General features: G+C 67.4%; 29 protein-coding genes. 11 read left to right on the top strand and 18 right to left on the bottom strand.

The genetic code is table 11. From position 1 onward, the window contains the following. Positions 1 to 2: 2 nt before the first annotated feature. The gene (gene mutY, locus OJF58_RS14550) at positions 3 to 1,058 is read left to right on the top strand and encodes an A/G-specific adenine glycosylase (protein ID WP_300778412.1); all 1,056 of its coding nucleotides are present in this window, start codon (positions 3 to 5) and stop codon (positions 1,056 to 1,058) included. Here mutY and OJF58_RS14545 read toward each other — a convergent pair. From OJF58_RS14545 to OJF58_RS14535, 3 genes are all read right to left on the bottom strand, one after another. Next, complete coding sequence (locus tag OJF58_RS14545; protein ID WP_300778410.1) at positions 1,055 to 2,161, bottom strand: site-specific DNA-methyltransferase; 1,107 nt, start codon at positions 2,159 to 2,161, stop codon at positions 1,055 to 1,057. The genes mutY and OJF58_RS14545 overlap by 4 nt on opposite strands. Before the next feature lie 107 nt (positions 2,162 to 2,268). Continuing rightward, positions 2,269 to 2,520, bottom strand: a complete 252-nt coding sequence (locus OJF58_RS14540; RefSeq protein ID WP_300778408.1) for a hypothetical protein — start codon at positions 2,518 to 2,520, stop codon at positions 2,269 to 2,271. A gap of 16 nt (positions 2,521 to 2,536) precedes the next feature. Further along, positions 2,537 to 3,157 carry a ribonuclease HII gene (locus OJF58_RS14535; RefSeq protein WP_300778406.1) on the bottom strand — a complete coding sequence of 207 codons (621 nt, stop codon included), beginning with the start codon at positions 3,155 to 3,157 and terminating at the stop codon, positions 2,537 to 2,539. 40 nt (positions 3,158 to 3,197) lie between these two features. Between OJF58_RS14535 and OJF58_RS14530 the strand changes: the two genes are divergently transcribed. Continuing rightward, positions 3,198 to 3,731 (top strand): nucleotidyltransferase family protein, encoded by a 534-nt coding sequence (locus OJF58_RS14530; protein WP_300778405.1) that lies wholly within the window; start codon positions 3,198 to 3,200, stop codon positions 3,729 to 3,731. Between the two features lie 10 nt (positions 3,732 to 3,741). Here OJF58_RS14530 and OJF58_RS14525 read toward each other — a convergent pair whose 3' ends face one another. From OJF58_RS14525 to moaB, 3 genes are read right to left on the bottom strand one after another with little or no spacing between them, the layout of a single operon-like run. Then, complete coding sequence (locus tag OJF58_RS14525; protein ID WP_300778403.1) at positions 3,742 to 4,365, bottom strand: glutathione S-transferase family protein; 624 nt, start codon at positions 4,363 to 4,365, stop codon at positions 3,742 to 3,744. Between the two features lie 9 nt (positions 4,366 to 4,374). Further along, the gene (locus OJF58_RS14520) at positions 4,375 to 5,529 is read right to left on the bottom strand and encodes a PA0069 family radical SAM protein (RefSeq protein ID WP_300778401.1); all 1,155 of its coding nucleotides are present in this window, start codon (positions 5,527 to 5,529) and stop codon (positions 4,375 to 4,377) included. A gap of 56 nt (positions 5,530 to 5,585) precedes the next feature. Next, on the bottom strand, positions 5,586 to 6,134 hold the full coding sequence (gene moaB / locus OJF58_RS14515) for a molybdenum cofactor biosynthesis protein B (RefSeq protein WP_300778399.1): 549 nt from the start codon (positions 6,132 to 6,134) through the stop codon (positions 5,586 to 5,588). 60 nt (positions 6,135 to 6,194) lie between these two features. Between moaB and OJF58_RS14510 the strand changes: the two genes are divergently transcribed. Beyond that, the gene (locus OJF58_RS14510) at positions 6,195 to 6,659 is read left to right on the top strand and encodes a cupin domain-containing protein (RefSeq protein ID WP_300778397.1); all 465 of its coding nucleotides are present in this window, start codon (positions 6,195 to 6,197) and stop codon (positions 6,657 to 6,659) included. A gap of 45 nt (positions 6,660 to 6,704) precedes the next feature. Here the strand turns inward: OJF58_RS14510 and OJF58_RS14505 are convergent, their stop codons facing one another. From OJF58_RS14505 to OJF58_RS14480, 7 genes are all read right to left on the bottom strand, one after another. Beyond that, a complete protein-coding gene (locus tag OJF58_RS14505) occupies positions 6,705 to 8,189 on the bottom strand; it encodes a tripartite tricarboxylate transporter permease (protein ID WP_300778395.1) in 1,485 nt (494 codons plus the stop codon). Between the two features lie 13 nt (positions 8,190 to 8,202). Further along, positions 8,203 to 8,694 carry a tripartite tricarboxylate transporter TctB family protein gene (locus OJF58_RS14500; protein WP_300778393.1) on the bottom strand — a complete coding sequence of 164 codons (492 nt, stop codon included), beginning with the start codon at positions 8,692 to 8,694 and terminating at the stop codon, positions 8,203 to 8,205. After that, positions 8,691 to 9,659 (bottom strand): tripartite tricarboxylate transporter substrate binding protein, encoded by a 969-nt coding sequence (locus OJF58_RS14495; RefSeq protein ID WP_300778392.1) that lies wholly within the window; start codon positions 9,657 to 9,659, stop codon positions 8,691 to 8,693. The genes OJF58_RS14500 and OJF58_RS14495 overlap by 4 nt, the downstream gene beginning before the upstream one ends. 95 nt (positions 9,660 to 9,754) lie before the next feature. Continuing rightward, positions 9,755 to 10,384 carry a cysteine dioxygenase gene (locus tag OJF58_RS14490; protein WP_300778390.1) on the bottom strand — a complete coding sequence of 210 codons (630 nt, stop codon included), beginning with the start codon at positions 10,382 to 10,384 and terminating at the stop codon, positions 9,755 to 9,757. Next, a complete protein-coding gene (locus OJF58_RS14485) occupies positions 10,384 to 10,788 on the bottom strand; it encodes a type II toxin-antitoxin system VapC family toxin (protein ID WP_300778388.1) in 405 nt (134 codons plus the stop codon). Before OJF58_RS14485 ends, OJF58_RS14490 begins: the two co-directional genes overlap by 1 nt. Next, positions 10,682 to 11,044, bottom strand: a complete 363-nt coding sequence (locus OJF58_RS27160) for a type II toxin-antitoxin system Phd/YefM family antitoxin (protein ID WP_366526772.1) — start codon at positions 11,042 to 11,044, stop codon at positions 10,682 to 10,684. The genes OJF58_RS14485 and OJF58_RS27160 overlap by 107 nt, the downstream gene beginning before the upstream one ends. Positions 11,045 to 11,090: 46 nt before the next feature. After that, positions 11,091 to 12,971 (bottom strand): lytic transglycosylase domain-containing protein, encoded by a 1,881-nt coding sequence (locus tag OJF58_RS14480; RefSeq protein ID WP_300778386.1) that lies wholly within the window; start codon positions 12,969 to 12,971, stop codon positions 11,091 to 11,093. A gap of 85 nt (positions 12,972 to 13,056) precedes the next feature. On the opposite strand from OJF58_RS14480, the gene OJF58_RS14475 reads away from it, so the two are divergent. The 6 genes from OJF58_RS14475 (at position 13,057) to OJF58_RS14450 (ending at position 17,947) form a co-directional block, all read left to right on the top strand. Further along, complete coding sequence (locus OJF58_RS14475; protein ID WP_300778384.1) at positions 13,057 to 15,258, top strand: rhodanese-like domain-containing protein; 2,202 nt, start codon at positions 13,057 to 13,059, stop codon at positions 15,256 to 15,258. Positions 15,259 to 15,385: 127 nt separating this feature from the next. Next, a complete protein-coding gene (locus OJF58_RS14470; protein ID WP_300778383.1) occupies positions 15,386 to 15,760 on the top strand; it encodes an AtpZ/AtpI family protein in 375 nt (124 codons plus the stop codon). A 48-nt stretch (positions 15,761 to 15,808) separates the two neighbouring features. Next, entirely contained in the window at positions 15,809 to 16,537 is a 729-nt protein-coding gene (locus OJF58_RS14465; RefSeq protein ID WP_300778381.1) for a F0F1 ATP synthase subunit A, read from the top strand. A 52-nt stretch (positions 16,538 to 16,589) separates the two neighbouring features. Beyond that, on the top strand, positions 16,590 to 16,817 hold the full coding sequence (locus tag OJF58_RS14460) for a F0F1 ATP synthase subunit C (protein ID WP_300778379.1): 228 nt from the start codon (positions 16,590 to 16,592) through the stop codon (positions 16,815 to 16,817). 27 nt (positions 16,818 to 16,844) lie between these two features. Beyond that, positions 16,845 to 17,414, top strand: a complete 570-nt coding sequence (locus OJF58_RS14455) for a F0F1 ATP synthase subunit B' (RefSeq protein ID WP_300778378.1) — start codon at positions 16,845 to 16,847, stop codon at positions 17,412 to 17,414. After that, complete coding sequence (locus OJF58_RS14450) at positions 17,414 to 17,947, top strand: ATP synthase F0 subunit B (protein ID WP_300778376.1); 534 nt, start codon at positions 17,414 to 17,416, stop codon at positions 17,945 to 17,947. Before OJF58_RS14455 ends, OJF58_RS14450 begins: the two co-directional genes overlap by 1 nt. Positions 17,948 to 18,075: 128 nt before the next feature. On the opposite strand, the gene OJF58_RS14445 is transcribed toward OJF58_RS14450, so the two are convergent. Beyond that, the gene (locus tag OJF58_RS14445; protein WP_300778375.1) at positions 18,076 to 19,164 is read right to left on the bottom strand and encodes a TIGR03617 family F420-dependent LLM class oxidoreductase; all 1,089 of its coding nucleotides are present in this window, start codon (positions 19,162 to 19,164) and stop codon (positions 18,076 to 18,078) included. 47 nt (positions 19,165 to 19,211) lie between these two features. Here OJF58_RS14445 and OJF58_RS14440 point away from each other — a divergent pair, with 47 nt between their 5' ends. Together OJF58_RS14440 and OJF58_RS14435 are read left to right on the top strand one after the other, a co-directional pair. After that, the gene (locus OJF58_RS14440; RefSeq protein ID WP_300778373.1) at positions 19,212 to 19,451 is read left to right on the top strand and encodes a type II toxin-antitoxin system VapB family antitoxin; all 240 of its coding nucleotides are present in this window, start codon (positions 19,212 to 19,214) and stop codon (positions 19,449 to 19,451) included. Further along, positions 19,451 to 19,855, top strand: a complete 405-nt coding sequence (locus OJF58_RS14435; protein WP_300778372.1) for a type II toxin-antitoxin system VapC family toxin — start codon at positions 19,451 to 19,453, stop codon at positions 19,853 to 19,855. Before OJF58_RS14440 ends, OJF58_RS14435 begins: the two co-directional genes overlap by 1 nt. Positions 19,856 to 19,867: 12 nt before the next feature. On the opposite strand, the gene gcvPB is transcribed toward OJF58_RS14435, so the two are convergent. The 4 genes from gcvPB to gcvT are packed head-to-tail and all read right to left on the bottom strand — an operon-like array spanning position 19,868 to position 24,330. Continuing rightward, on the bottom strand, positions 19,868 to 21,466 hold the full coding sequence (gene gcvPB / locus OJF58_RS14430) for an aminomethyl-transferring glycine dehydrogenase subunit GcvPB (RefSeq protein WP_300778370.1): 1,599 nt from the start codon (positions 21,464 to 21,466) through the stop codon (positions 19,868 to 19,870). After that, a complete protein-coding gene (gene gcvPA / locus OJF58_RS14425; RefSeq protein WP_300778368.1) occupies positions 21,466 to 22,812 on the bottom strand; it encodes an aminomethyl-transferring glycine dehydrogenase subunit GcvPA in 1,347 nt (448 codons plus the stop codon). Before gcvPA ends, gcvPB begins: the two co-directional genes overlap by 1 nt. A 12-nt stretch (positions 22,813 to 22,824) precedes the next feature. Further along, on the bottom strand, positions 22,825 to 23,199 hold the full coding sequence (gcvH, locus tag OJF58_RS14420) for a glycine cleavage system protein GcvH (RefSeq protein WP_300778366.1): 375 nt from the start codon (positions 23,197 to 23,199) through the stop codon (positions 22,825 to 22,827). Positions 23,200 to 23,208: 9 nt separating this feature from the next. Further along, entirely contained in the window at positions 23,209 to 24,330 is a 1,122-nt protein-coding gene (gene gcvT / locus OJF58_RS14415; RefSeq protein ID WP_300778365.1) for a glycine cleavage system aminomethyltransferase GcvT, read from the bottom strand. Positions 24,331 to 24,436: the final 106 nt, after the last annotated feature.

The following is a 24,436-nucleotide window of genomic DNA, read 5'->3' as shown; positions in this document are numbered from 1 at the left end:
GCATGACCATGACCCACGCCGCGCGTCTGCTCGACTGGTACGACCGTCACCGCCGCACCCTGCCCTGGCGGGCGCCGCCAGGTGAACGCGCCGTGCCCTACCTCGTCTGGCTGTCGGAGATCATGCTGCAGCAGACCACCGTCGCCACGGTCGGCGATTACTTTCACCGCTTTGTGAAGCGCTGGCCCACGGTCGAGGCGCTGGCCGCCGCACCCATCGACGAGGTGCTGTCGGCCTGGGCGGGGCTCGGCTACTACGCGCGCGCGCGCAATCTGCACGCCTGCGCACGTGCCGTGCAGCAACGGCACGGCGGCGTCTTTCCCCGCAGCGAGGAGGAATTGCTGGCACTGCCCGGCATCGGCCGATACACGGCCGCCGCCATCCGCGCCATCGCCTTCGATGAGCCGGCGTCGGCCGTCGATGGCAATGTCGAACGTGTCATCGCCCGCCTGTTCGCCATCGAGACGCCACTGCCCGACGCCAAGGCGGAAATCGATCTGCGGGCGGCCGGCCTGGTTCCCGCGCAGCGGGCGGGCGACTACGCGCAGGCGATGATGGATCTCGGGGCCACCGTCTGCACGCCGCGCGGCCCGCGCTGCGTCATCTGCCCGCTGATGACGGGATGCGAGGCGCGCAAGCGCGGCATCGCGGAGGAGCTGCCACGGCGCGCCGCCAAGGCGCTCAAGCCGACACGGCGCGGCCTCGCCTTCGTGCTCACGCGCAAGGACGGCGCCGTGCTGCTGCGCAAGCGGCCGCCCCGCGGCCTGCTGGGCGGCATGGACGAGGTGCCGTCGAGCGACTGGCGCGAGGGCGTCCTGTCGGTAACCGAAGCCCTGAAGCAGGCGCCGGTGCCGGCGCGCTGGAAGGTGCTGGACGGCGGCGTGCGCCACACCTTCACCCACTTCCACCTCGAGCTCGCGGTCGCCCATGCCGCCGCCGCGACTTCGGGCCTCGCCCGACTGGCGCCCGGCAGTGCCTGGTGCACCATCGACCAGATGACCGAGCGCGCCCTGCCGACCGTCATGCGCAAGGTCATCGCCCACGCGGCAAAGGGCTAAAGCCCGGCCCGCACCTGCTGGCGCAGATGGTCGATCGGCAGGCGGCCGCCCTCGCCCTCGAAATGCCAGAAGGTCCAGCCGTTGCAGGCGGGCGCGCCCTGCACCGCCGCGCCCACCTGGTGGATCGAGCCGCGATGCTCTCCGCGGGCATTGGCGGCCGAAAGCGTGCCGTCGGCGCGCACGCGCGCCTGCAGGCGACCGCTGAGATCGCTCAGCATCGTGCCGGGCCGCAGCAGTCCCGCCTCGATCAGCACCCCGAACGGGATGCGCGGCTCCTGACGCTTGCCGGGCGTCGGCGTCACGTCCTCGGCACCAAGCGGCGTCACCTCGGCGATGCGCTTGCGCGCAAGGGCGGCATAGATCCGGTCGCGCTCCAGCCCGACGAAGTGACGGCCGAGGCGCCTCGCCACGGCGCCGGTCGTGCCGGTGCCGAAGAACGGATCGAGGATCGTGTCGCCGGGATTGGAAGCCGCCATCAGGCAGCGGAACAGCAGCGATTCCGGCTTCTGCGTCGGATGCGCCTTCCTGCCGTTTTCGCCCTTCAGCCGCTCGCCGCCGGTGCAGAGCGGCAACAGCCAGTCGGAGCGCATCTGGACGCCCTCGTTCAGCGCCTTCATCGAGTCGTAGTTGAAGGTGTAGCGCTTTGTGCGCCGGTCACGCGCCGCCCAGATCAGCGTCTCGTGCGCGTTGGTGAAGCGCTTGCCCTTGAAGTTCGGCATCGGATTCGACTTGCGCCAGACGATATCGTTCAGGATCCAGTAGCCCTGGTCCTGCAGCGCCGTGCCGATGCGGAAGATGTTGTGATAGCTGCCGATCACCCACAGCGTGCCCTCGGGCTTAAGTACCCGGCGCGCCGCGGCCAGCCAGGCTCGGGTGAACGAATCGTAACGGGAAAAATCGGCGAACTTGTCCCAATCGTCGTCGACCGCGTCGACCTTGCTGTTGTCGGGCCTCAGAAGGTCGCCGCCCAGTTGCAGGTTGTAGGGCGGATCGGCGAACACCATGTCGATCGAGCCTTCGGGCAGGCTCTTCATCAGTTCGATGCAATCGCCGACGAGAACGCGGTCGAGATAATCCACAGGCATCGGTGGAAGATGAGTCATCCACCGACTCTCGGTCAAGAAATTACAATTGATTCAATTGTTTATGACATCGGTCCACAAGATCGAGTCGATCCGCTGCAGGCGAACACCAGACCTAGCGAACGACTCTAGGGCAGCAGGCTCGACAGCCGCGACATGAAGGGACCGAGCGCCGCCGCCTCCTCCTCCGCTTCCTCGACGAGAGCCTTCACGTGCTCGCCGAACGACGCGGTGTGCATCGAGCTCTCCAGACGGTCGATCCGCGCCAGCAGTCGCGCCCGGCTCTCGCCGTCGGTCTGCTTGAGCACCTCGGCGCGAAGGTCGGCAATGAGCCGGCCGTGCTCGCTCTCCTGCTCGAGGGTCTTGTCGTCGTCGTCCATGGCGCATGCTCCTGCGCTAGAGGAGCCGCATGACCGGTGCGAAGCTCCTGCGATGATGTGGCGTCGGGCCGAGCCGGTTCAAGGCCGCGAGGTGCTCCGGCGTCTTGTAGCCGCGGTTGGTCTCCCAGCCATAGCCCGGGAACGAGGCCGCGAGCGCATGCATGTAGCGGTCGCGCGTCACCTTGGCCAGGATCGATGCCGCCGCGATCGAATAGGAGCGCGCGTCGCCGCCGACGATGGTCTCAGCGCGGCAGCCGAGATCCGGCGGCACGCGGTCGCCGTCGATCAGGACGATATCGGGCTGATCGGCGAGGGCGTTCAGGGCCCGTCGCATGGCGAGGAAGGTCGCCTGCAGGATATTGATCCTGTCGATCTCCTCGACGCTCGCCTCGCCGACCGCGTACCGCACAGCGCCCGAGGCGATCATGGCCTCGTAGGCCGCCTCGCGCTCCTCGAGCACGAGCTTCTTGGAATCATCGATCAGCCGTAAGAGCTTCCGCTTCGCCAGGCTCCGGTCGATGATCGCCACGGCCGCCACCACCGGGCCCGCCAGGGGGCCGCGACCGACCTCGTCGATGCCGGCGATCCGCACCACGCCCGGTCCTTCGCAGCGCATTTCGTATCGGAAGCTCGGCATATCCCCAAAGTCACCGCGTAGAGTGTGGCCCGTGTCCCTCGTGGCCAACATCATCGCGCAGGATCCTGTGGGTATGGAACAGCTTCGTGCCGCCCGCACGCTCGGCCTGAGCGACTGGTGCATTGCCGCAGGCTTCGTGCGCAATCGGGTATGGGATCATCTGCACGGCATCTTTCCGCCGCGACCGCCGGCCGACATCGACGTGCTCTACTACGACGCGGACGATCTTTCGAAAGAGACCGAGGCACGCTACGAGGCGCAACTCGGCGCGCTGCTGCCGGGCCTGCCCTGGCAGGTCCGCAACCAGGCCCGCATGCATGTGTGGAAAGGGCTGCCGCCACACAAAAGCACGCCGGACGCGATGACCCATTGGCTCGAAACCGTGACGGCGGTCGGCGTGCGCCTCGAAGCGGACGATTCGTTGACCGTGATCGCTCCGCTCGGCGTCGACGACCTCGTCAACCTGTGCTGCCGTCCGACCGTTTTCGGGCGCACGCAGCGCGGCGATTACGAGCGCCGCATCGCGCAAAAGCGCTGGCGCGAGCTTTGGCCAAAGGTCCGGTTCCTAGATTGATCCGCCGGTTCTAGCGTGCGCCGGCGACGAGCCGCGCCGCCTGTTCTTGCGCCCTCTTCGCCGCCGGACGCTCGACATGGCGTTGGACGTAGGCCTCGAAGACCGGTCGTTTATCGATGACGCCGAACATCATTCCCCAATACAGGAACGACGCCATATAGAGATCGGCCGCCGTGAAATAGTCGGCGGCGATATGGTCTCGGCCTTCGACCGCCTTCGCCACCGTCTCGATCGTCCGTTCGTAGGAGCCGTAGCCGAACCGTACCTGCAGTTCCGGCGTCTCGGGATTCCAGCCCGCCGCCTTGTTGCCCAGTGCCGGCTCGCAACAGCCGGCGACGAAGAACAGCCAGCGGTAGTAGCTGCCGCGCTCGGCGGGCGGCGGCGCGAGCCTGGCTTCGGGGAAGGCATCGGCGAGATAGCTGAGGATCGCGCCGGTCTCGGTCACGATCGTGCGGCCATGCCTGATCGCCGGCACCTTGCCCATCGGATTGATGGCAAGATACTCGGCCGTCTTCATGTCGGCGCCAAAGCTCTTGAGTTCGATGCGGTACGGGCAGCCGGTCTCCTCCAGCATCCAGTGCGTCATCGCCCCGCGCGACTGCGGATTGGTGTAGAAAACAATCTCTTCGGTCATGCTGCCCTCTCACAACAATTTCATCTGCCGGGCATCGCGCCTGGCATCGACGAGCGCGGTGCGCGCGGATTCCGGCACAGCGAAGCGCAGCGTGTCGAGCCGGTAACGAATGCGGTTGAGGCCGAGGCGCTTCACCGCCGCCGAGAAACGGGCGGCCAGGAGCTGGGCGATCGGGCCCTCGCCGCGCATGCGCAGGCCGAACTCGGCCTGGTAGAGCGCACCGCCGCGCATCTGGCGGATCAGCGACAGCACGCGCTCGGCGCGGTCCGGCCGATGCGCGCGCAGCCATTCCTCGAACAGGTCCTTGATCTCGAGCGGCAGGCGCAGGACGGTGAAGCCCGCGCGCGTGGCGCCGGCCGCCATCGCGGCTTCGAGGATCGACTCCATCTCGTGATCGTTGAGGCCCGGGATCATGGGCGCGGTCATCACGCCCACGGGCACGCCCGCCTCCGCGAGCTCGCGGATCGCCTCCAGCCGACGATATGGCGCCGAAGCGCGCGGCTCCATGGTGCGCGCGAGATCCCGGTCGAGCGTCGTCACCGACAGGAACACCTCGGCGAGATTGCGCCGCGCCATGTCGGCCAGGATATCGATGTCGCGCGTCACCAGGTGGTTCTTGGTGACGATACCGACCGGATTGTTGAAGTCGCTCAGCACCCGCAGGATCTGCCGCGTGACCTTGAGCTCGCGCTCGACCGGTTGATAGGGGTCGGTGTTGGTGCCCATGGCCACCACGTCGCAGCGATACTTGGGCGAGGCGAGCTCCGCCACGAGGAGCCTCGCGGCATCGGGCTTGAACAGGATCCTGGTTTCGAAATCGAGGCCGGGCGACAGGCCGAGATAGGCATGGGTCGGCCGGGCGAAGCAATAGATGCAGCCGTGCTCGCAGCCACGATAGGGATTGATCGAGCGGTCGAACGGCACGTCGGGCGAGGTGTTGCGTGCGAGGATGGTGCGGGTGGCATCGCGCGTCAGGGTCGTGCGCAGCGGAGGCAGCTCGCCGTCCTCCGGCGCCTGCTCGGCCGAAGCCTCCCAGCCGTCGGTCGTCCGGATGCGCTTCTCGCTGTCGTAGCGGCTCGAGGCGTTGCTGAGCGCCCCGCGTCCGTTGTGCTGCGGCTCGGGGATCGCATCGTCGGGATAGAGCGGCGGATCCTTGGGCGTCATGGCTCGCCGACTTTGAGAACAAAACAGGAACCCGTCAAGCCACGAGATATTGTGGCTCAGCCGCTGCGGGGCATCTTGCCTTCGTTCAAGCGCGGCATCAGCTCGGCGAAGTTGCAGGGCTGGAAGCGGATGTCGAGCTGGTGGCGCAGGATCTCGTCCCAGCCGTCCCGGCAGGCGCCGGTCGATCCGGGCAACGCGAAGATATAGGTGCCATTGGCGACGCCCGCGGTCGCGCGCGACTGCATGGTCGAGGTGCCGATCTTCTGGAAGCTGATCCAGCGGAACACCTCGCCGAAACCCTCGATCTTCTTCTCGAACAGCCCCTCGAGCGCCTCGGGCGTGACGTCGCGGCCGGTGACCCCTGTGCCGCCGGTCGTGATCACCACCTCGACCCTGGGATCGTCAATCCACTTCTTCACCTGGCCGCGGATCAGGCCGACATCGTCGGTCACGATCGCCCGATCGACCAGCACGTGACCGTCGCGCACGACACGCTCGGCCAGCGTGTCACCGGACTTGTCCGTCTCGCGCGTGCGCGTATCGGACACCGTCAGCACGGCGATGTTCACCGGCTTGAAAGCCTTGGTCTCATCGATTTTGTTCATGCGATCATCCTAACGTTCCTCGCTTGCCGAAGCGAGGTGGGGGGGCCTAGATGAGACGCCATGACCGACTGGAAACATGACGGCGTGCGGGTCATCCCCGCGGGTTCGCTGGATACCAATACCGCCCAGACACCGGGCATGAATCGCGCCGCGGCGATCAACTTCGCCCGCGTCGGCGCGCAGAAGCTGTGGGCGGGCACGGTGACGATCCACGCCCATGCCAAGACCGGCGCGCATCATCACGGCCATCTCGAGAGCGTGATCTATGTCGTCAAGGGCAAGGCGCGCATGCGCTGGGGCGAGAAGCTCGAGTTCATCGCCGAGGCCGGTCCCGGCGACTTCATCTATGTCCCGCCCTACGTGCCGCACCAGGAGATCAACGCCTCGGATACCGAGCCGCTGGAATGCGTGCTGGTCCGCTCCGACAACGAGGCGATCGCCATCAACCTCGACATCGCGCCGGCCGAGAAGCCGGAAGAGGTTTACTGGGTCGACCCGACCCACCCCCATCCGCACGAGCACTGACGGCCGGACTGGGGAGGGCCTGCTGCGGCTCTTGCAGCGGGTTTTTCATGTCGTCGCAGCGCGCTTCCTCGGCCAGAGGCCGGCAACCAGGAGCGCGAGCGCCACGAGCGCGAAGGCGGTCGACAGGTAGCTGTGGAAGAAGATCGACGGATCGCCGTCCGAGATGGCCAGCGCCTGGCGCACCGAACGCTCGAAGATTGGTCCCAGGACATAGGCCAGGATCACGATGCCGAGGTCGAAGCCGTGGCGACGCAGACCGTAGCCCACGAAGCCGAAGACGACGGCAAGCAATACGTCCGCCGGATTGTTGCTCGACGAGTAGACGCCGATCAGGCAGACCACGAGGATCATCGGCGCGAGGTAGGCGCGCGGGATCTCGAGAATGCGCACGAACAGGCCGATCAGCGGCAGGTTCAGGATGAGCAGCATCGCGTTGCCGACATACATGCTGGCCACCACGCCCCAGAACACCTGCGGCTGGCGCTCGAGGATGGTCGGCCCGGGCGTGACGCCGTGGATGATGAAGGCGCCGAGCAGCAGGGCCGTGATGGCATTGGCCGGGATGCCCATGCACAGGAGCGGCACGAAGGCGCCGGCCGTGCCGGCGTTGTTGGCCGATTCGGGTCCGGCCACGCCCTCGACGGCGCCCTTGCCGAATTCCTCGGGATGCCTGGAGAGCTTGCGTTCGATACCGTAGGACAGGAACGAGGCCAGTGTCGCGCCGCCACCGGGCAGCAGTCCGACCAGGAAGCCGAGCCCCGTACCGCGCGCCACCGGGCCCAGGGAACGGCGCGCCTCGTCACGCGAGGGCAGGAAGCCCAGCAGACGCGAGGGCGGCGGCAGGATCTTCAGGTCCTCGGCCTTCTGCCGCGCCATGAACAGCACTTCCGACAGGCCGAACAGGCCGATCGCGAGCGGCACGAGATTGACGCCGTCGCCCAGCGCCAGGATGCCGAAGGTGAGCCGCGGCGTCATGTTCATCGGATCGCTGCCGACCGTCCCCAGCAGCAGGCCGAAGGCCGCCATCAAGAGCGCACGCGCCAGCGAGCCGCTCGACATGTAGGTGACCATGGTGAGGCCGGCCAGCATCAGCATGGCGTACTCGGCCGGCCCGAACGCCAGCACAAGCCTGGCAAGCGGCGGCGACAGGAAGGAGATGCCGATGACGCCCACGGTGCCCGCCACGAACGAGCCGAGGCCGGCCACGCCGAGCGCCGCGCCGGCTCGGCCCCTGCGCGCCATCTCGTAGCCGTCGAGGCAGGTGACGACCGACGAGGCCTCGCCGGGAATGCGCATCAGGACCGACGTCACCGTACCGCCGTAGGCGACGCCGTAGTAGATGCCCGACAGCATGATGATCGCCGACGTCACCTCCATCTTGAAGGTGATCGGCAGCAGGATCGCGATGGTGGTGAGCGGGCCGAGGCCGGGCAGGATGCCAACGACCGTGCCGAGCAGGACGCCGGCGAAACAGTAGAGCAGGTTGCCCAGAGTCAGGGTGACGGCGAAGCCATCGAGGAGTGCTTCCATGGCGAGGCTTCGATCAGCGGACGAGCGTGTAGAAGGCGCGTTCGATGGGCCCTTCGGGCAGGTCCACCCGCAGCAGCCAGCCGAAGCAGACCAGGCCGATGGCGGCACAGGCCATGCCGTAGCCCAGGGCCGCGGCCCACGAACGCCGCTCGGCGAAACGCACGATCACGACGGCGGTGACGATCGCCGTCACGGCGAAACCGGCATAGGCCGCTCCTGCGGCAAGCGTGCCGAAGGCAATGGCGTAGAGGGCGAAGGTGCGGCGCGCCTCGGCACCCGTCCCGGCTTCCTCGGTGTCGCCCTCCTCGGTCGATCCGGCTTTGCCCGGCGAGACGACGACAAGCAGGGCCAGGGCCACGCAAACGCCGGTCACGAGCTGCGGAAAGAGACCGGCGCCCGGACCGTCAAAACTCCAGCTTTCGAGTTCCAGCGACTTCCACAAGCCGACCAGCGCGGCCGCCAGCAGGCCAAGGCCGGCGATCCGCGCGCCGCCGGGGCGGGTCATGCCGCCTTCTTCGCCATACCAGTTTCCTTCAGTATCGGCACGAGATCGACCTCGATCTTCTTCAGAAGCGCCGCGTAATCCTTGCCGTCGCGGTAGACCGGCTGGATGCCGAGTGTGGCGATCTGACTGCGTACGCCCTCGTCGGCCATCACGTCGGCGAGCGCCTTGTCCATGCGCTCCTTGATCGCCGGATCGACGCCGGTCGGGAAGGCGTAGCCAAACGGCCCGTTGCTGATCGCGTCGTAGCCCGCCTCGCGCAGCGTCTTCACCTCCGGATAGTCCGGCCAGCGCGCCTCCGCCGCCGACGCGAGAAAGCGCAGCTTGCCGGCTTCGATCTGCGGCTTCATCTCGGTGACGGTCTGGATGACCGCGTCGACGTGACCGCCGATCGCCGCCGTCACCGACTCGACGCCGCCCGGGAACACGACCCAGCGCAGCTTGGTGCCCGTCAGCTTGGCGAGCTGGAACATCGCCACGACATTGGTGACGTTGTTGGAGCTGTAGGTGAGCTGCTTCTGCCTGCCTTGCGCGATCAGCTCTTCGATCGACTTGATCGGACCGTCGGCACGGGCGCCGACGCCGTAGCGAAGGGCCGCGACCTGGCCGATGATGTCGAACGCCTTCCACGGCTCGTAGTTGACCTTCATCATGTTGGGCACGGCGACGTGGGTCGAGATCGCCACCAGCCCGATCGTGTGGCCGTCGGGCGTCGATTGCGCCAGCGTCGTGGGCCCGAGCGCGCCTGCGCCGCCGACCACGTTCTTGACGATGACCGTGGCGTTGAGCCGCTTCTCGAGCGCCTGCGCGATGATGCGCGCCGTCAGGTCCGTCGCGGCGCCCGGAGCGTTGGGATTGATCAGCGAAATCTCGCGGCTCGGCCACTTGCCGGGCTGGGCAATCGCCGGCGCGGCGCCCGCAACGACGGCGAAAGCGCTGCCGGCGCGCAGCACGGTTCTACGACGCATCACACCACTGTCCTTTCCATTTCACACTGAGTGAGATTTGGTGGTGCCGACGCGGCAGGTCAAGTTGGATTTAGCGGCAGTTTCGCTGCTGACACCTACATGCCGGCACGGTCCTCGGCGGAACGGACCCAGAGATTGGGCATGACCTGGTTGGTGTAGCCGGACACGAACGGTCTGGGCTCGCCTGTCTCTGGATCGAAAATATGCCGGTGCACCGCGCCGATATTGCCGCCATAGAGATGGATGCTGATCGAGCCGCAGTCGGCAAGCGCGTTGGTCACGCGATGGATGTCGCCCAGTGCGGGAACCAACGCCTCGACATCGCCGGGCATCAGCGTCGTCGCCTCGCCGGCGGCGAGCGTACCGGTCGCCGCGTCGCGAGAGAAGGCCTGCGAGATCTCCGAGCCGCGCAGCATGCCGACGAGGCCCCACATGCGGTGATCGTGCACGGGCGTGCAGGCGCTCGGCGCCCAGACGAAGCTTACCATCGAGAAGCGCTCGAACGGATCGCACCACAGAAGGTTTTGCGCATAGCCGTGCGGCGGGCATCTGGCCATGCTCTCGGGCAGCCAGTCGTCGTGACTCACCAGCTCGCCCAGGAGCTTGCGGCCGACCTCGATGACCGCCGCCTCGTCCTTGTCCTGCCACGCCCCGCCCACGAGGGAAGTCATGTCGGCAATGAAGCGGCGCAAACGGGCGGCATTCATGGCGAGAACCTTCCCCATCACAGCCGCGCGTCCTGCCGGCGGAGCTTCCCGGACCAGGCGAGGAGCGGACGGTCGGCGGTGAGCAATACTGCGTCTTCGACCAGCGCCGTGGCAACGATTATCCGATCGAACAGATCACCGTGCAGATTGTCGAGTTCCGCCGCCTTCAGTGCAATCTCGGCCGACAAGGCAATCTCACGTAGGCCCAGTGTCAGGAGATCACGACGCCATCCGCGAATATCTGACGGTCCTTCGACACGGCCGCGCCCCAAGGCCCAGTTCAGTTCGAAGAATGTCACCGTCGAAACGGCAAGCTCACCGGCGGCGAGAGCGACGTCGCACCTTCGCCTTGCTGCTTTTCCGAGCCTGGGCATCTGCTCGGTGAGCCAAAGGATCGTGTGCGTATCGAGCAGGAGGGTCATCGAATTGCCCGGTGATGTTGCGCCATTCACGATCCTCGTCCCAATCCTCGACGACAGGACCGACAATATCGCCGAGAATCCTGAAAGTGCCCTTCGTGGCACCCAAAAGCGTCCTGGGTTTCTCGCGCACGGCGACGACCTGCACCTTCGCCTTGCCGCGCTTGGTGACGATGATCGGCGCGCCGCTTTCGGCGACCTCGTCGATCAGGGCGAGGCAGCGCGTCTTGAAAGCGGCCGCATTTATCTTGCGCTCCATGGCCGATCCCTATGTGGCCATATTACATGGTCACATAGGAACAGGATCAACGGCCCGTGTCCTGCGGGATGTAGCGCGGCCATTCGTGGGCGGCGATCTGGTCGAGCGACGGCGTCGGCTGGCCGAGCCGGATCTGGTACATCCAATAGTTCGCCAGCACGCGCTGCACGAAGTCCCGCGTCTCGTTGAGCGGGATCGAGGCGATGTAGAGCAGCGGATCGGCCGAGGCGTTCAGCGAACTGTCCCAGCGGTTCACGTTGCCCGGTCCGCCGTTGTAGGCGGCAGCCACACGCACCAGGCTGTCGTCGACATCGCCCATCAGCGAGCTGATGTAGGCCTGGCCGAGCGACATGTTGATCGAGGGATCGAATGTATCGCCGCCCGCCGTCTCGGGTGCGAGCTTGGCTCTGACGATCTGCGCCGTACTCGGCATGAGCTGCAGAAGGCCGATCGCGCCGACATAGGAGCGGGCCTTGGGATTGAAGGCGGATTCCTGGCGCATGAAGCCCCAAAGCAGCGCGCGATCGAGGCCGAAGCCGCTGGCCGGCTGCCAGGGCGGCAGCGGATAGGCGGCGGCGTCATAGCCCGGGATCCTGTGCCGGACGTCCCAGGCGGCGTTGGCGACCCGCACCGACAGGTCGGGCAGCACGGCCTTGCTGGCCAGCGACAGGATGGCGGTGATGTAGCCGGGATCGGCGTCGAGCGAGGCGGCGAACAGCTCGCGGCTTGCCGCGGTCGAGGCGCCGAGCTGCAGCAGGGCCAGCGCGCGCCGCCCGGCACGATCGTTGCGCAGAAGATCGGCTTCCTTGCGATCGATCGCCGGCAGGCTCCAGTCGGCCACGATCTTCATGCCGAGCGCCTTCTGCGCGATCAGCCCGTAGAAGGTGCGGCCGTGCAGGGCCGCACGCTTGAGATAGGGCGCGAACTTCTGCGGGTTGCCCGCCAGCAGGTTGGCGCGCGCGGCCCAGAAGGCGCCGGCCGACAAGGTCCAGGACGACACCTGATCGGGCGCAGCATCGGCCACCATCTCGAAACGACGCGCTGCCTCGGGCATATCGCCGCCGGTGAAGGCCGCCAGGCCCGCGTTCCAGTTGGCGTCGGGCGGCAGGCTGATCTCGACCGGGACCTGCAGGGCGCGCTGCGAATCGGCCTCGAGCGCGTGCGTGCGGACGCGGCCGCGCCACAGCTCAACTTCCTGCGGCCCCAGGAGATCGGCCGTCGACTTGCGATCGAGCAAGGCGAAGGCAGCGTTGAAGCCGCCATCGTCGATCATCTGCTGCAGCCGCGCGCGCAGCTGGGCCGCTTCGGCGGCGTCGGATCCCGTCACGGTACGGGCAGCGGCAAAGGCCGGCGAGAGCGGCACCCGGGTGACGAAGGTCGCGGGGGTCAATTCATCGGCCGCGCCGCGCGGCCGTCTGGCGAGGGCGAGGCGATAGATGGCGGGCGCATCGGGATGGTCGTTGTAATCCTGCAGCCAGGCCGCGAGCTCGCTGTAGCCCGCGCGATAGCGCGGCGACAGCAGACGCTGGGCGCCGACATAACCCATCAGCGTCCTGTCGCCGAGGCGGGCGATCTCGGCATCCGCCTCACCCCATTTGCCGGCCGCCTGATCCTGGAAGATGCGGCGGTAGCGGTCTCTCGTCCCGGCATCGAGCGCAGTGGGCAGCTCGGGATTGACCGCCGTCTCGTCGAGCTCGATGACCGGCGGCGGCGGCACGAACACCGGATGGCGGACCGCCGCATGACGAACGACCGGGTGCGGTTTGGCGTGAGGCGCGCCCGGGGCGTGGTGGGCGGGCGCCCGGACGGCGACCTTGGTGGTGGTCCTGGCGGTCTTGGCGGCCGGGGGACGGTGCGGCGGCGTGGTGGTCTGCGCCCAGGCCGAGGCTGCGAGGCCGGTCGCCGCCGCCATCAAGACCGACGCCAAAAGATATCTCATGCTCGCAGAGTAGTTTGACGGCCGTAGGGCGACAAGCACGGGCTCGCTATACTGGCGCAAACCGGAGGAGACCATGAGCTTGCACCAGGAACGCGCCGCCGCCGTCCGGCAGCTTGTCGACCAGGCCCGCGCGATCGAGAAGGACGGCATCGGCCGGGCGACACTCGACCGGCTCGGCCATCTCCTCGCCTCGCTGGCGAACCGGGCCGAGCTCTTCCCGCAGGAGGAGTTCCCGCTCGGACCGGACGGCGGCATCTATCGCCTGAGCGAGGATCGCGACCATCGCTTCGCGCTCTACGCCTCGGCCGGCGGTGCGGGAAAGAAGGTACCGCCTCACAACCATACGACCTGGGCAATCATTGCCGGCGTGCACGGCGCCGAGCGCAATGTCGTCTACGACCGACTGGACAACGGCGCCCGCGCGGACATGGTGCAGCTTCGCGAGGCGCCTGCCAGGGAGAAGACGCTGAGACGCGGCGACTTCATCTGCTACCTGCCCGACGATTTCCATCATATCGAGACGCCGGCGGGCTCGGGTGATGCGCTGCATCTCCACTTCTATGGCCTGAGCCTCGAGCATCTGCCTGACCGCGTCAGCGTCGACCTTGGTACGGGGGCCGCGAAGCGCTTCATGGCCAAAGCGCGGATCCTGACGCCGCTTCTGCCGGTGCAGCGGGTCAAGGCGATGCTGAAATCGGGCGAGGTCTTCGCCTTCTTCGACGTCCGCGAGGAGGGCGAGTTCTCGACCGAGGGACATCCCCTGTTCGCGACGCCCCTGCCGCTGTCGCGGCTGGAGCCGCGCGCCTTCGCCCTGCTGCCCGATCCGAATACCCGCATCGTCTTGATGGACAGCGGCGAGGAGGACCGCGACCCGCAATGGGCCGGCCGCGCCAACCGTGCCGCCGCCCGGCTTTCGACGCTGGGTTACACCGATCTTGCCGTCATGAAAGGCGGCCTGAAGGCCTGGCGCGAAGCGGGCTACGAAGTCTTCACGGGCGTCAACGTGCCCAGCAAGGCGTTCGGCGAGGTGGTCGAGCACGGCAACGACACGCCGCGCATCGACGCGTCGGACCTGCAGAGGTTGATCGACGCCGGGACCGATCTAGTGATCCTCGACTCGCGGCCGATGCCCGAGTTCAACAACATGTCGATCCCCGGCGGCGTCGACTGCCCGGGCGCCGAGCTCGTCTATCGGGTCAAGGACCTCGCGCCCAATCCGGAGACGCTGGTCGTCGTGAACTGCGCCGGCCGCACGCGCTCGATCATCGGTGCCCAATCGCTGATCAATGCCGGTCTTCCCAACAAGGTGATGGCGCTGAAGAACGGCACCATGGGCTGGCATCTCGCAGGCCTGAAGGTAGCGCGCGGCGAGACCCGGAGCTTCGGCCCGCAAAGCACGCAGGCGGCGGCGTTCGCCAAGGCCGCCGCGGCAAGGATCGCCGAACGCCTGAATATCCGGAAGATCGACCTCGCGGCGTTTCGGCGGCTCGAAGCCGGGGGCGGTCCGCTCTACCGCCTCGACGTGCGCGACCCGTCCGAATATGCGCAAGGCCATCTCGTGGGCTTTCGCCATGCCGCCGGCGGGCAGCTCGTGCAGGCGACCGATCAATATGTGGGTGCGCGCAACGCCACGATCGTGCTGCACGACAATGACGGCGTGCGCGCCACGATGACCGCACACTGGCTGCTGCAGATGGGTTGGGCCAAGACCTATGTGCTGGACCACAAGCCGGTCGCGGGCGAACTCACGACCGAGCCCGAGCCCCGCTTCCCCAAGGGCTTTGCGCTGCCGACACCGGCAACGGTGACGCCGGCCGAGCTCGATGCCGCACGCGCCTCGACCCTGGTGATCGATCTCGACACCAGCCTCAGATATCGGGACGGCCACATACCGGGGGCATGGTTCGCCGTACGTGCCGGCCTTGCCGGCTCGATTCCCGGGATGTTGCGGAAGCAGGGCAATGCCGCGCGGATCGTGCTCGTCTCGCCCGACGGGGAGATCGCAGCCTTGGCGGTGGCGGAGGCGAGAGAGGCTGCCGGCGAACTGCCGGTCGCGATCCTTGCCGGTGGCATGAAGAGCTGGCGCACGGCCGGGCTGCCGGTCGAGACCGGCCACACGCGGATGGCCGATCCGCCGACCGACGTCTGGTACCGGCCGTACGATTTCAAGCAGGACGTCGAGGCGGCGATGCGCCAGTATCTCGACTGGGAGGTCGACCTCGTGCCCCAGGTGGAGCGTGACGGCGACGCGAGCTTCGCCGTGATGAAGCCCTGACCGTGGGTTTAACTACTTGAGAGGTAAAGGGAATCCGTTCCTTGACAGGGTATCCTCGACCCCCTAGACATCCGCGCGCAATCGGGCGGCGGAGCCTCACCGCGACGACGTTCGGGAGCATAGGCAAATGGATACCCCTTCGCGCAATGCCGGCCAGGGTCGCGAGCCTCATCGTGATCCGGAAGGCGATCGGCGACGGATCGACGAGCTGGAAGAGCGTCTCAGGAAGGCGCGCGGTCCGGCCAGCGACGAGCCGAAGCTGGACTTGCGGGTGTCGCACCGTCAGACGGGCGTTGCCTATCGAGTGTTGGTCGATATGATCGCGGGCCTTTTGGTCGGGGGGTTCTTCGGCTACTGGCTCGACCGTTGGATGGGCTGGACGCCGTATTCATTGGTGGCGGGCCTTGTTCTGGGGCTCGCGGCCGGCGTCAACAATGCGTGGCGCGTCATCCGGGCCTACTCGGAAGAGGCGGCCAGGGGGAACGACAGCCGCCTGCCCTGACGACGGTTCGGCGTTAGGCGCGCAGGCGTTGGATGGAGTGGGGACGATATGCATAGCCCGATGGAGCAGTTCGAGATCAAACGGCTGCTCGACCTACGGATCGGTTCTCTCGACGCCTCCTATACCAATTCCGCTCTCTGGATGACGATCACGGTCATCCTCGCCACCCTTCTCTTCGTCTACGGGATGCGCCAGCGGGCGCTGGTGCCGGGTCGCCTGCAGGCCGTGGCCGAGCTCGGCTACGAGTTCGTGGCCGGCATGGTGCGCGACAATGTCGGCAACGCGGGCAAGGCCTATTTTCCGTTCATCCTCACCCTCTTCGTCTTCATCCTGTTCTGCAACACCTTGGGCCTCGTGCCCTACTCCTTCACGCCGACCAGCCACATCATCGTCACGTTCGGGATGGCCGTCGTGGTCTTCGTGGGCGTCACGATCATCGGCTTCGCCAGGAACGGCCTGCACTTCCTGCAGCTCTTCGCGCCCAAGGGCGTGCCGGTCTACTTCCTCGTCTTCGTGGCGCCGCTCGAGGTCTTTTCCTACTTCGTCCGGCCGTTCAGCCTCTCGATCCGACTGTTCGCCAACATGCTGGCCGGCCATACCATGCTGAAAGTGTTCGGGGGCTTTGCGGTGATGCTCGGCGTCCTCGCCGGCTGGGCGCCGCTTGCGCTCATCTTCGCGCTCACCGGTCTCGAGCTCATCATCGCCTTCCTGCAGGCCTACGTGTTCACGATCCTGACCTGCCTCTATCTCCACGACGCCCTCCATCCGAGTCACTGACGGCGTCGCCTTCCAACCGCAACACGACTCGATACTCGAAAGGACAGTTCAAATGGACGCTTCTGCAGCCAAGCTCATCGGCGCCGGTCTCGCCACCATCGCGCTCGCCGGCGTGGGCGTGGGCATCGGCCAAATCTTCGGCAGCTTCGTGCAGGGCGCCCTGCGCAACCCCGAGGCCGCGCCCCGCGTGTTCGGCAACGTGCTCCTGGGCTTCGCGCTCACGGAAGCCGTGGCGCTGTACGCGCTGGTCATCGCCTTCATGATCCTGTTCGTGTTCTAGCGGCGAGGGAGCTTCGGGCCGAAGATCATGCGGACACCGGTACACAGCACGCTGGCGGCTCTGGCCGTCCTGGGCACGAGCGGAGCAGCAGAGGCCGCCACCGAGGGCATGCCGCAGCTCAACGTCCACGACTTCCCGCCCCAGATCGTCTGGCTGGTGATCACCTTCGTGGTGCTGTACCTGGTGATGTCGAAGGCGGCGATTCCCGCGATCTCGGACACGCTGGAAAAGCGCCAGGCCAAGATCCAGGGCGACCTGGACGCGGCCGAGAAGGCGAGCGAGGAGACCCGCGCGCTGGTCGCCGCCTACGAGAAGCGCCTGGCCGATGCGCGCGACGAGGCGCGTCGCCTGCAGCGCGAGCGGGTGGAGGCCGACAACGCCGCCGCCACCGCCAGGCTCGTAGAGGTCGGCCAGCGGCTGGGCGCCAAGATCGACGAGGCGGAGAAGCGCATCGCCGGTCAGCGCGCCAAGGTCCTGGAAGGCATCGAGGACATGGCGCACGACGTCGCCGCCGAGGTCTATGCCAAGCTCGCCGGCCAGCCGGCGGACAAGGCCGCCCTCGGCACGAAGATCGCCCTCGCCAAAGGAGGCCGTTGATGGGTAGCGCATGGGCCGCCGGCACCGAAGGCGTCGCCGAGCACACGAGCTTCTTTGCCAACCCGGAAACCTGGGTCGCCGTCGGCTTCCTGCTCTTCGTCGCGCTTCTGGGCAAGCTGCTCTGGACGCGCATCTCGGCCTTGCTCGACAAGCGCTCGGCCGATATCGCTCGCGCGCTGGGCGACGCCGAGAGGCTGCGCACCGACGCCCTGCGTGCCAAGGCCGACGCCCAGCGCACGCTCGACGAGGCGACCGCGGAGGCCGAGGCGATCGTGGCCCAGGCCCGCGAGGAAGCGCAGCGCATGCAGCATCACGCGGCGCAGCACCTCGAGACGGCGATCGCGCTGCGCGAACAGCAGGCCCTCGACCGCATCGCGCAGTCGGAGGCCGCTGCCGCCAAGCATGTGCGCGACATGGCCGTCGATCTCGCTCTCACCGCCACCCGATCCCTCCTGCGCGAGCAGGTCGGTACCGGCAGCGCCGAGAAGCTGGTGAGCGAGGCGATCGCCGAGCTACCGCGTAAACTGCACTGACATCGAGACAACTCGTATTGCCCGCACAGAACAATCGCGGGCTACCTGGCGCCCCCGTCGCAAGACGGGGGCTTTTCTTTTGCGGGAAGCGGAGCGAAGGGTCTGCTACCGGAGAGCGATGACCGATATCACGCCGCCGGCCGATACAGCGTCGGGATGCGCGCGATGTCCTGGATCAGGTCCGGCGGCAGGTCGGCGGGCTTGGACGCACTGGCGCTGGCGCTCACCGAATCGACCAGCCCGCCGAAGCGCGCCTCGATCGCCCGGGCGATCTGGTCGTGGCGGCCGACCGCGGCGAAGAGATGCACCACGTCGTCCGGCACTTGCTGGGCGATCTCGTTCCACTGGCCCGCCTTGGTCATGGCGTTGAGCTTGCGACCGAGATCGCCCAGCCCGTGCTCCTCGAACACCGGCCAGTAGGCCGGCGTCGAGCCGTAGAAGGCCACGCGATAGCGCACCCAGTCGAACAGCCGGGCGACCGCCTCGTCGTCCTTGCCGGTGACGACGAAGCCGCCGCCGGAGATGTCGAACGTCTCGCGCGCACGGCCGGCCTTCGCCAGGCCCTCCGCCAGGATCGGCCGGATCCGATGCTCCAGATACTTGCGGGTGCAGAAGACGTGGAGCTTCACGCCGTCGCATTCCTCGGCGGCCACCTTCATCATCGCCGGCCCCACGGCGGCGATGCCGATCCGCGGCGCCGGGCCGTCATAGGGCTCGGGCACGAAGTTGGGCGTCATGAGGGTGAAGCGGTAATGCTTGCCCTCGTAGGCGAGCTTGCCGTCGCCCTTCCACGCGGCCCAGATCGCCCGCACCGCCTGCACGTACTCCCGCATGCGCGGCGCCGGCGCCGACCACGGCACGGAGAAGCGCTTTTCGTTGTGCGCCCGGATCTGTGAGCCGAGTCCCAGCGTGAAGCGGCTGCCCGTGCTGGCCGCGAGATCCCAGCCAATATTGGCGCAGACCATGGGCGAGCGGGCGAAGGAGATGGCGACGCCGGTATGCAGCTCGATCCGCTGCGTCGCGGCGCCCGCCACGGCCAGCGCCAGGAACGGATCGTGCTTGTTCTCCTGCGTGCTGACGCCAGCATAACCGGCCGCCTCGATCGCCAGGGCCGCCGGCCCGACCTTGCGCAGGTCGTGTTGTGGAAGGGTCGTGAAGACGCGCATGCCTTTGCTTTGCAGGCGCAGCTTGCGCACGCAATCCTTTTCGATTGTCATCTCGTGTTGTCAACACTACGTTGACGTCTACACACACGAGTTGCGCGATGCCGTTGAATATCCGCAGCGAAGAGGTCAACCGCCTCGCCGAAAGGCTCGCGGCGCGCAAAGGCTTGAACAAGACCGAGGCGGTGAAGCTCGCCTTGGAGAACGAGTTGCGGCGCCTCGAGGAAGCCGTGCCGCTTCGCGAGCGGCTTCGAGCGATCCAGCAACGCGTGCAGAAGCGGCCTGCGACAGGGCTTGCAGCCGACAAGGCGTTCTATGACGAGCTGAGCGACGAGCGCTGATGTTCGTCGACGCCTCGGCGATCGTCGCCATCCTGAACAGCGAGCCGGAGGCCGATACCTTTGCCGACGCCATCGAGGCAAGCGGCGGCAGCGCCGTCACCTCGCCGATCGCCATCTTCGAGGCGGCCTTGGCGCTGTGCCGGACCCGACATACGGCTGTCGAGGATGCAGCCGCCGATGTCGAGGAATTCCTCGGCGTGGCTGGAGTCCGGTGTCTTCCCATCACCTTGCAGGAAGCCCGAACGGCGCTCGCCGCCTACGCCCGCTATGGAAAGAGACGCGGCCATCCCGCTGAGCTCAATCTCGACGATTGCTTCGCCTATGCCGTGGCGCGCAATCGCGGTATCCCATTGCTGTTCAAGGGCGACGATTTCACGAAGACAGATATCGACCCTGCGGCTTGAAAGGCAGCGTCCCTACTCGGCCGCCTGCCGCAGCGGATCGCCTTCCGGCGGGTTGTTGCTCGGGCGCCAGCGCAGGATCGGCTTGCGGGCGGCCAGGGTCTCGTCGAGGCGGCGGCGCGGCGCGAAGTGCGGAGCCGCCTTGAAGTCCTGGGCGGCCGTTCCGCTCTTCGCGCGCTCGGCGAGCGAGCGCATCGCGGCAATGAAGAGATCGAGATCTTCCTTGGCCTGGCTCTCGGTGGGCTCGATCAGCATCGCGCCATGCACCACCAGCGGGAAGTACATGGTCATGGGGTGATAGCCCTCGTCGATCATCGCCTTGGCGAAGTCGAGGGTGCTGACGCCGGTATCCTTGAGGAAGCCGTCGTCGAACAGCGCCTCGTGCATGCAGGGCCCCTCGAAGGCCGGCGTCATGACGTCCTTCAGCGAGGCCATCACGTAGTTGGCCGACAGCACCGCATCCTCGGCGGCCTGCTTCAGCCCGTCGGCCCCGTGACTCATGATGTAGGCGAGCGCGCGGGTGAACATGCCCATCTGGCCGTGGAAGGCCTTCAGCCGTCCGAGCGGCTTGCCGTCGACACGGGCGCCGTCTTCGGCCACGGCCCAGCGGTCGGCCTGCTTCACGATCCAGGGATAGGGCGCGTAGGGCGCGAGCGCCGCCGACAGCACGACCGGGCCCGCGCCCGGCCCGCCGCCGCCGTGCGGCGTCGAGAAGGTCTTGTGCAGGTTGATATGCATGCAGTCGACGCCGAGATCGCCCGGCCGCACGCGGCCGACGATGGCATTGAAGTTGGCGCCGTCGCAGTAGAAGTAGGCGCCGGCCTCGTGCACCGCCTCGGAGATCTCGACGATCTCGCTCTCGAACAGGCCGCAGGTGTTGGGATTGGTGAGCATGATCGCCGCCACCTCGGGGCCCAGCGCGGCCTTGAGCGCTCCGAGATCGACGCGACCACGCTCGTTGGCCGGGATCGGTTTCACGGTGAAGCCGAGCGCCGCCGCCGTCGCGGGATTGGTGCCGTGCGCCGATTCCGGCGCCAGCACGATCCGTCGCCTGGCGCGCTCGCCCTTGGCCTCGAGCGCGGCGGCGATCGCCATCATGCCGCACATCTCGCCGTGCGCGCCGGCGGCGGGCGACATCGCCACCGCCGGCATGCCGGTGAGCGTCTTCAGCCAGTGCGCCAGACTGTCGATCAGCTCCAGCGCGCCCTGCACCGTCGACAGAGGCTGCAGCGGATGGAGATCGCCGATGCCCGCCAGCCGCGCCACCTTCTCGTTGATGCGGGGATTGTGCTTCATGGTGCACGAGCCCAGCGGATAGACGCCCATGTCGATGGCGTAGTTCTTCTGGCTGAGCCGCGTGTAGTGCTGCACGACCTGCGGCTCGCTGAGTCCCGGCAGGCCGATTTCGCCGGTCCGGCGCAGGCCGTTGAGGCGGTCCTTCACCTTGGCCGGCTCCGGCAGATCGACGCCGCAACGTCCCGGCTGGCCCAACTCGAAGATCAGCGGCTCCTCGATCTGGAGCGCGCGGTTGCCGGTGAAGGTGGTCACGGCACCAGTCGGCCGGCCGGCGGCACCGCCGGCACGACCCTGGCTGCGATCGAGCGACTGGACCATCACAGCACCTCCTTAAGTGCGGTCACCAGGGGCGCCATGCCATGCTCGGTCGCGGTCTCGGTCGCGGCCAGCAACAGGAGGTTTGCCACCGAGGGATCGTCGGGAACGAGCCGCGACACGGGCAGGCCGCCGAGGATGCGCTTGGCGGCCAGCGCCTCCACGACCGGCGCCGCGGGCCCGGGGAGGCGCACGGTGAACTCGTTGAAGAAGCTCTCGTTCACGAGCTGCACGCCCGGCACCGCGGACACTCGGTCGGCGAGCTCGCAGGCCTTGGCATGGTTGAGCTCGGCCAGACGCCGGAAGCCCGCTTCGCCCAGCAAAGTGAGATGGACCGTGAAGGCGAGCGCGCAGAGGCCGGCATTGGTGCAGATGTTGGAGGTCGCCTTCTCGCGGCGGATATGCTGCTCGCGGGTCGAGAGGGTCAGCACGAAGCCGCGCTTGCCGTCGGCATCGACGGTCTCGCCGACCAGCCGGCCCGGCATCTGGCGCATGTACTTCTCGCGCGTGGCGAACAGGCCGACATAGGGCCCGCCAAAGCCGAGGCCATTGCCAATCGACTGGCCTTCGCACACCACGATATCGGCCCCCATCTCGCCCGGCGGCTTGATGAGGCCGAGCGACACGACCTCCGTCACGACCACGATCAGGAGGGCGCCGGCGGCATGGCAGGCCCGGGCGAGCTCGGCGAAGTCGCGCACGTGGCCGAAGAAGCTCGGGTTCTGCACGACGACGCAGGACGTCTCCTTGTCGATACCTGCGATCAGGTCCTCGAGTCCCTCGACGTCCGGCTTGCCGACGACGGCGCTGAAGCCCTCCCAGCGGCCGGTGGTCTCGATGACCCGGCGATACTGGGGATGCAGGCCGCCCGAGATCAGCGCCTTGTGGCGCCTGGTGACGCGATTGGCCATCAGCACGGCCTCGGCGGCCCCGGTCGAGCCGTCGTACATCGACGCGTTGGCCACTTCCATGCCGGTCAGCAGCGTCACCTGGGTCTGGAACTCGAACAGGTACTGCAGCGTGCCCTGGGTGATCTCGGGCTGATAGGGCGTGTAGGAGGTCAGGAACTCGCCGCGCTGGATCATGTAGTCGACGGTCGAGGGCACATGATGGCGATAGGCGCCGGCGCCGATGAAGAACGGCGCGCTGGCCGGCGAGACGTTCTTCGCCGCAAAGGCCTGAAAAGCCCGTTCGACCTCAAGCTCGCCCTGGTGGTCCGGCAGATCCGCGATCTTGGCCGCGAGCCGCGCCGACCGGGGAACGTCGCAGAACAGCTCGTCGACCGACCTGGCCCCGATCACCGCCAGCATCTCGCGGCGATCCTGATCCGTCAGGGGGAGATAGCGCATGCGTCGCTCCGTTCAGCCCAGACTCTTCACGAAAGCATCGTAGGCCGCCTCGTCCATCAGCCCGTCGAGCTCGGTCTTGTCGGAAAGCCTGAGCTTGAAGAACCACCCCTTGCCGGTGGGCTCGGCATTGACGTCGCCGGGGCTGTCGGCCAGCGCCGCATTGGCCTCGACCACTTCGCCCGATACCGGGGCATAGATGTCGGACGCGGCCTTCACCGATTCGACCACGGCCACCGACTCGCCCTTCGCGACCTTGCGGCCGACCGCCGGCACCTCCACGAACACCACGTCGCCCAGTTGCTCCTGGGCATAGTTCGTGATGCCGATCGTGCCGACATCGCCCTCCACGCGGACCCATTCGTGCTCGTTGGTGTATTTGACGCTCATCAGAGGCTCCTATCCGCGGTAGTAGGCGTGTTTCACGAACGGCATGGCGGCGATCTCGGCCGGCACGGGCTTGCCGCGGACGACGAGCTCGACCTTCGTCCCATTGGCTGATCGAGCGCGTTCGACGTAGCCCATGGCGACGGCGCGTCCGAGGGTCGGCGCGAAGCCGCCCGACGTCACCTTGCCGACAACCTTGCCGGCGATCGCGATCTCCGCACCTTCACGCGCGATCGCCTTGCCATCTGGTAGCAGGCCGACCCGCCTGCGCGGCGCGCCCTCGGCGATCTGCTTCTGGATGACCGTCGCGCCGGGAAAGCCGCCTTGCGCACGACGTTCCTTGCCGATGCTCCACAGCAGCCCGGCTTCGATGGGCGTCGTGGTCGTGTCGATATCGTGGCCATAGAGACAAAGGCCTGCCTCGAGGCGCAGCGAGTCGCGGGCGCCGAGCCCGATCGGCTTCACCTCGGGCTGGGCGAGCAGCTTGCGGGCGATAGTGTCGGCGGCATCGGCCGGCGTCGAGATTTCGAAACCATCTCCACCCGTATAGCCGGAGCGCGTGACGTAGCATTCGATGCCGTCGATCACGACATAGGCGCCGGTCATGAACTTCATGGTCGCGACCGGGGGCGCGAGCCGCGCCAGCGCCTGCGCCGCTTGGGGGCCCTGCAGCGCCAGCAGGCCGCGCGAGAACATCGGCTCGACCTCGCAGGCCGAGGAGAGATGCTTCTGGAGGTGCGCGAGATCGGCGTCCTTGCACGCGGCGTTGAGCACCAGAAGGAGATGATCGCCCGTGCTGGTCACCATCAGGTCGTCGAGGATGCCGCCCGTCTCGTTGGTGAACTGCGTGTAGCGCTGCTGACCAGGCTGAAGGCCCGCGATATCGCCCGGCACCAGCGCCTCCAGCGCCTTGGCGGCGCTGCGCCCCGGCCTGGCCGTGAGCCGTACCTGGCCCATGTGCGAGACATCGAACAGGCCCGCCGCGGCGCGCGTCTGGGCGTGTTCGGCCAGGATACCGGTCGGATACTGCACCGGCATCTCGTAGCCGGCGAACGGCACGAGCCGGGCCCCGAGCTCACGATGCAAGGCGTGAAGCGGCGTGCGTTTGAGGGGGCCGGCGGCGGTTTCGGTCATCAGGTCTCCTCAAAGAGTCGCATTGCCGGCGCATGGATTGCGCCGTCGCGACCCCCTCTGTCCGGAGACCTGAAAGATTCGGCCGCCCTCTACCACCAAAGAGCAG

This window comes from Enhydrobacter sp. (assembly GCF_030246845.1).
Classification (GTDB): domain Bacteria; phylum Pseudomonadota; class Alphaproteobacteria; order Reyranellales; family Reyranellaceae; genus Reyranella.
This window is presented reverse-complemented; position numbering and strand designations above follow the sequence as displayed.

Coding starts and splice junctions, on each gene's coding strand:
- OJF58_RS14475 (WP_300778384.1), top strand. CDS start 13,057: ATGAGCTTGCACCAGGAACGCGCCGCCGCCGTCCGGCAGCTTGTCGAC.
- OJF58_RS14500 (WP_300778393.1), bottom strand. CDS start 8,694: ATGACCCGCCCCGGCGGCGCGCGGATCGCCGGCCTTGGCCTGCTGGCG.
- OJF58_RS14440 (WP_300778373.1), top strand. CDS start 19,212: ATGCCGTTGAATATCCGCAGCGAAGAGGTCAACCGCCTCGCCGAAAGG.
- OJF58_RS14535 (WP_300778406.1), bottom strand. CDS start 3,157: ATGCCGAGCTTCCGATACGAAATGCGCTGCGAAGGACCGGGCGTGGTG.
- OJF58_RS14445 (WP_300778375.1), bottom strand. CDS start 19,164: ATGACAATCGAAAAGGATTGCGTGCGCAAGCTGCGCCTGCAAAGCAAA.
- OJF58_RS14545 (WP_300778410.1), bottom strand. CDS start 2,161: ATGACTCATCTTCCACCGATGCCTGTGGATTATCTCGACCGCGTTCTC.
- gcvPA (WP_300778368.1), bottom strand. CDS start 22,812: ATGCGCTATCTCCCCCTGACGGATCAGGATCGCCGCGAGATGCTGGCG.
- OJF58_RS14505 (WP_300778395.1), bottom strand. CDS start 8,189: ATGGAAGCACTCCTCGATGGCTTCGCCGTCACCCTGACTCTGGGCAAC.
- OJF58_RS14540 (WP_300778408.1), bottom strand. CDS start 2,520: ATGGACGACGACGACAAGACCCTCGAGCAGGAGAGCGAGCACGGCCGG.
- OJF58_RS14490 (WP_300778390.1), bottom strand. CDS start 10,384: ATGGGGAAGGTTCTCGCCATGAATGCCGCCCGTTTGCGCCGCTTCATT.
- OJF58_RS14485 (WP_300778388.1), bottom strand. CDS start 10,788: ATGACCCTCCTGCTCGATACGCACACGATCCTTTGGCTCACCGAGCAG.
- OJF58_RS14520 (WP_300778401.1), bottom strand. CDS start 5,529: ATGACGCCCAAGGATCCGCCGCTCTATCCCGACGATGCGATCCCCGAG.
- OJF58_RS14455 (WP_300778378.1), top strand. CDS start 16,845: ATGCGGACACCGGTACACAGCACGCTGGCGGCTCTGGCCGTCCTGGGC.
- mutY (WP_300778412.1), top strand. CDS start 3: ATGACCATGACCCACGCCGCGCGTCTGCTCGACTGGTACGACCGTCAC.
- OJF58_RS14510 (WP_300778397.1), top strand. CDS start 6,195: ATGACCGACTGGAAACATGACGGCGTGCGGGTCATCCCCGCGGGTTCG.
- gcvT (WP_300778365.1), bottom strand. CDS start 24,330: ATGACCGAAACCGCCGCCGGCCCCCTCAAACGCACGCCGCTTCACGCC.
- OJF58_RS14495 (WP_300778392.1), bottom strand. CDS start 9,659: ATGCGTCGTAGAACCGTGCTGCGCGCCGGCAGCGCTTTCGCCGTCGTT.
- moaB (WP_300778399.1), bottom strand. CDS start 6,134: ATGAACAAAATCGATGAGACCAAGGCTTTCAAGCCGGTGAACATCGCC.
- gcvPB (WP_300778370.1), bottom strand. CDS start 21,466: ATGGTCCAGTCGCTCGATCGCAGCCAGGGTCGTGCCGGCGGTGCCGCC.
- OJF58_RS14460 (WP_300778379.1), top strand. CDS start 16,590: ATGGACGCTTCTGCAGCCAAGCTCATCGGCGCCGGTCTCGCCACCATC.
- OJF58_RS14465 (WP_300778381.1), top strand. CDS start 15,809: ATGCATAGCCCGATGGAGCAGTTCGAGATCAAACGGCTGCTCGACCTA.
- OJF58_RS14450 (WP_300778376.1), top strand. CDS start 17,414: ATGGGTAGCGCATGGGCCGCCGGCACCGAAGGCGTCGCCGAGCACACG.
- gcvH (WP_300778366.1), bottom strand. CDS start 23,199: ATGAGCGTCAAATACACCAACGAGCACGAATGGGTCCGCGTGGAGGGC.
- OJF58_RS14525 (WP_300778403.1), bottom strand. CDS start 4,365: ATGACCGAAGAGATTGTTTTCTACACCAATCCGCAGTCGCGCGGGGCG.
- OJF58_RS14470 (WP_300778383.1), top strand. CDS start 15,386: ATGGATACCCCTTCGCGCAATGCCGGCCAGGGTCGCGAGCCTCATCGT.
- OJF58_RS14435 (WP_300778372.1), top strand. CDS start 19,451: ATGTTCGTCGACGCCTCGGCGATCGTCGCCATCCTGAACAGCGAGCCG.
- OJF58_RS27160 (WP_366526772.1), bottom strand. CDS start 11,044: ATGGAGCGCAAGATAAATGCGGCCGCTTTCAAGACGCGCTGCCTCGCC.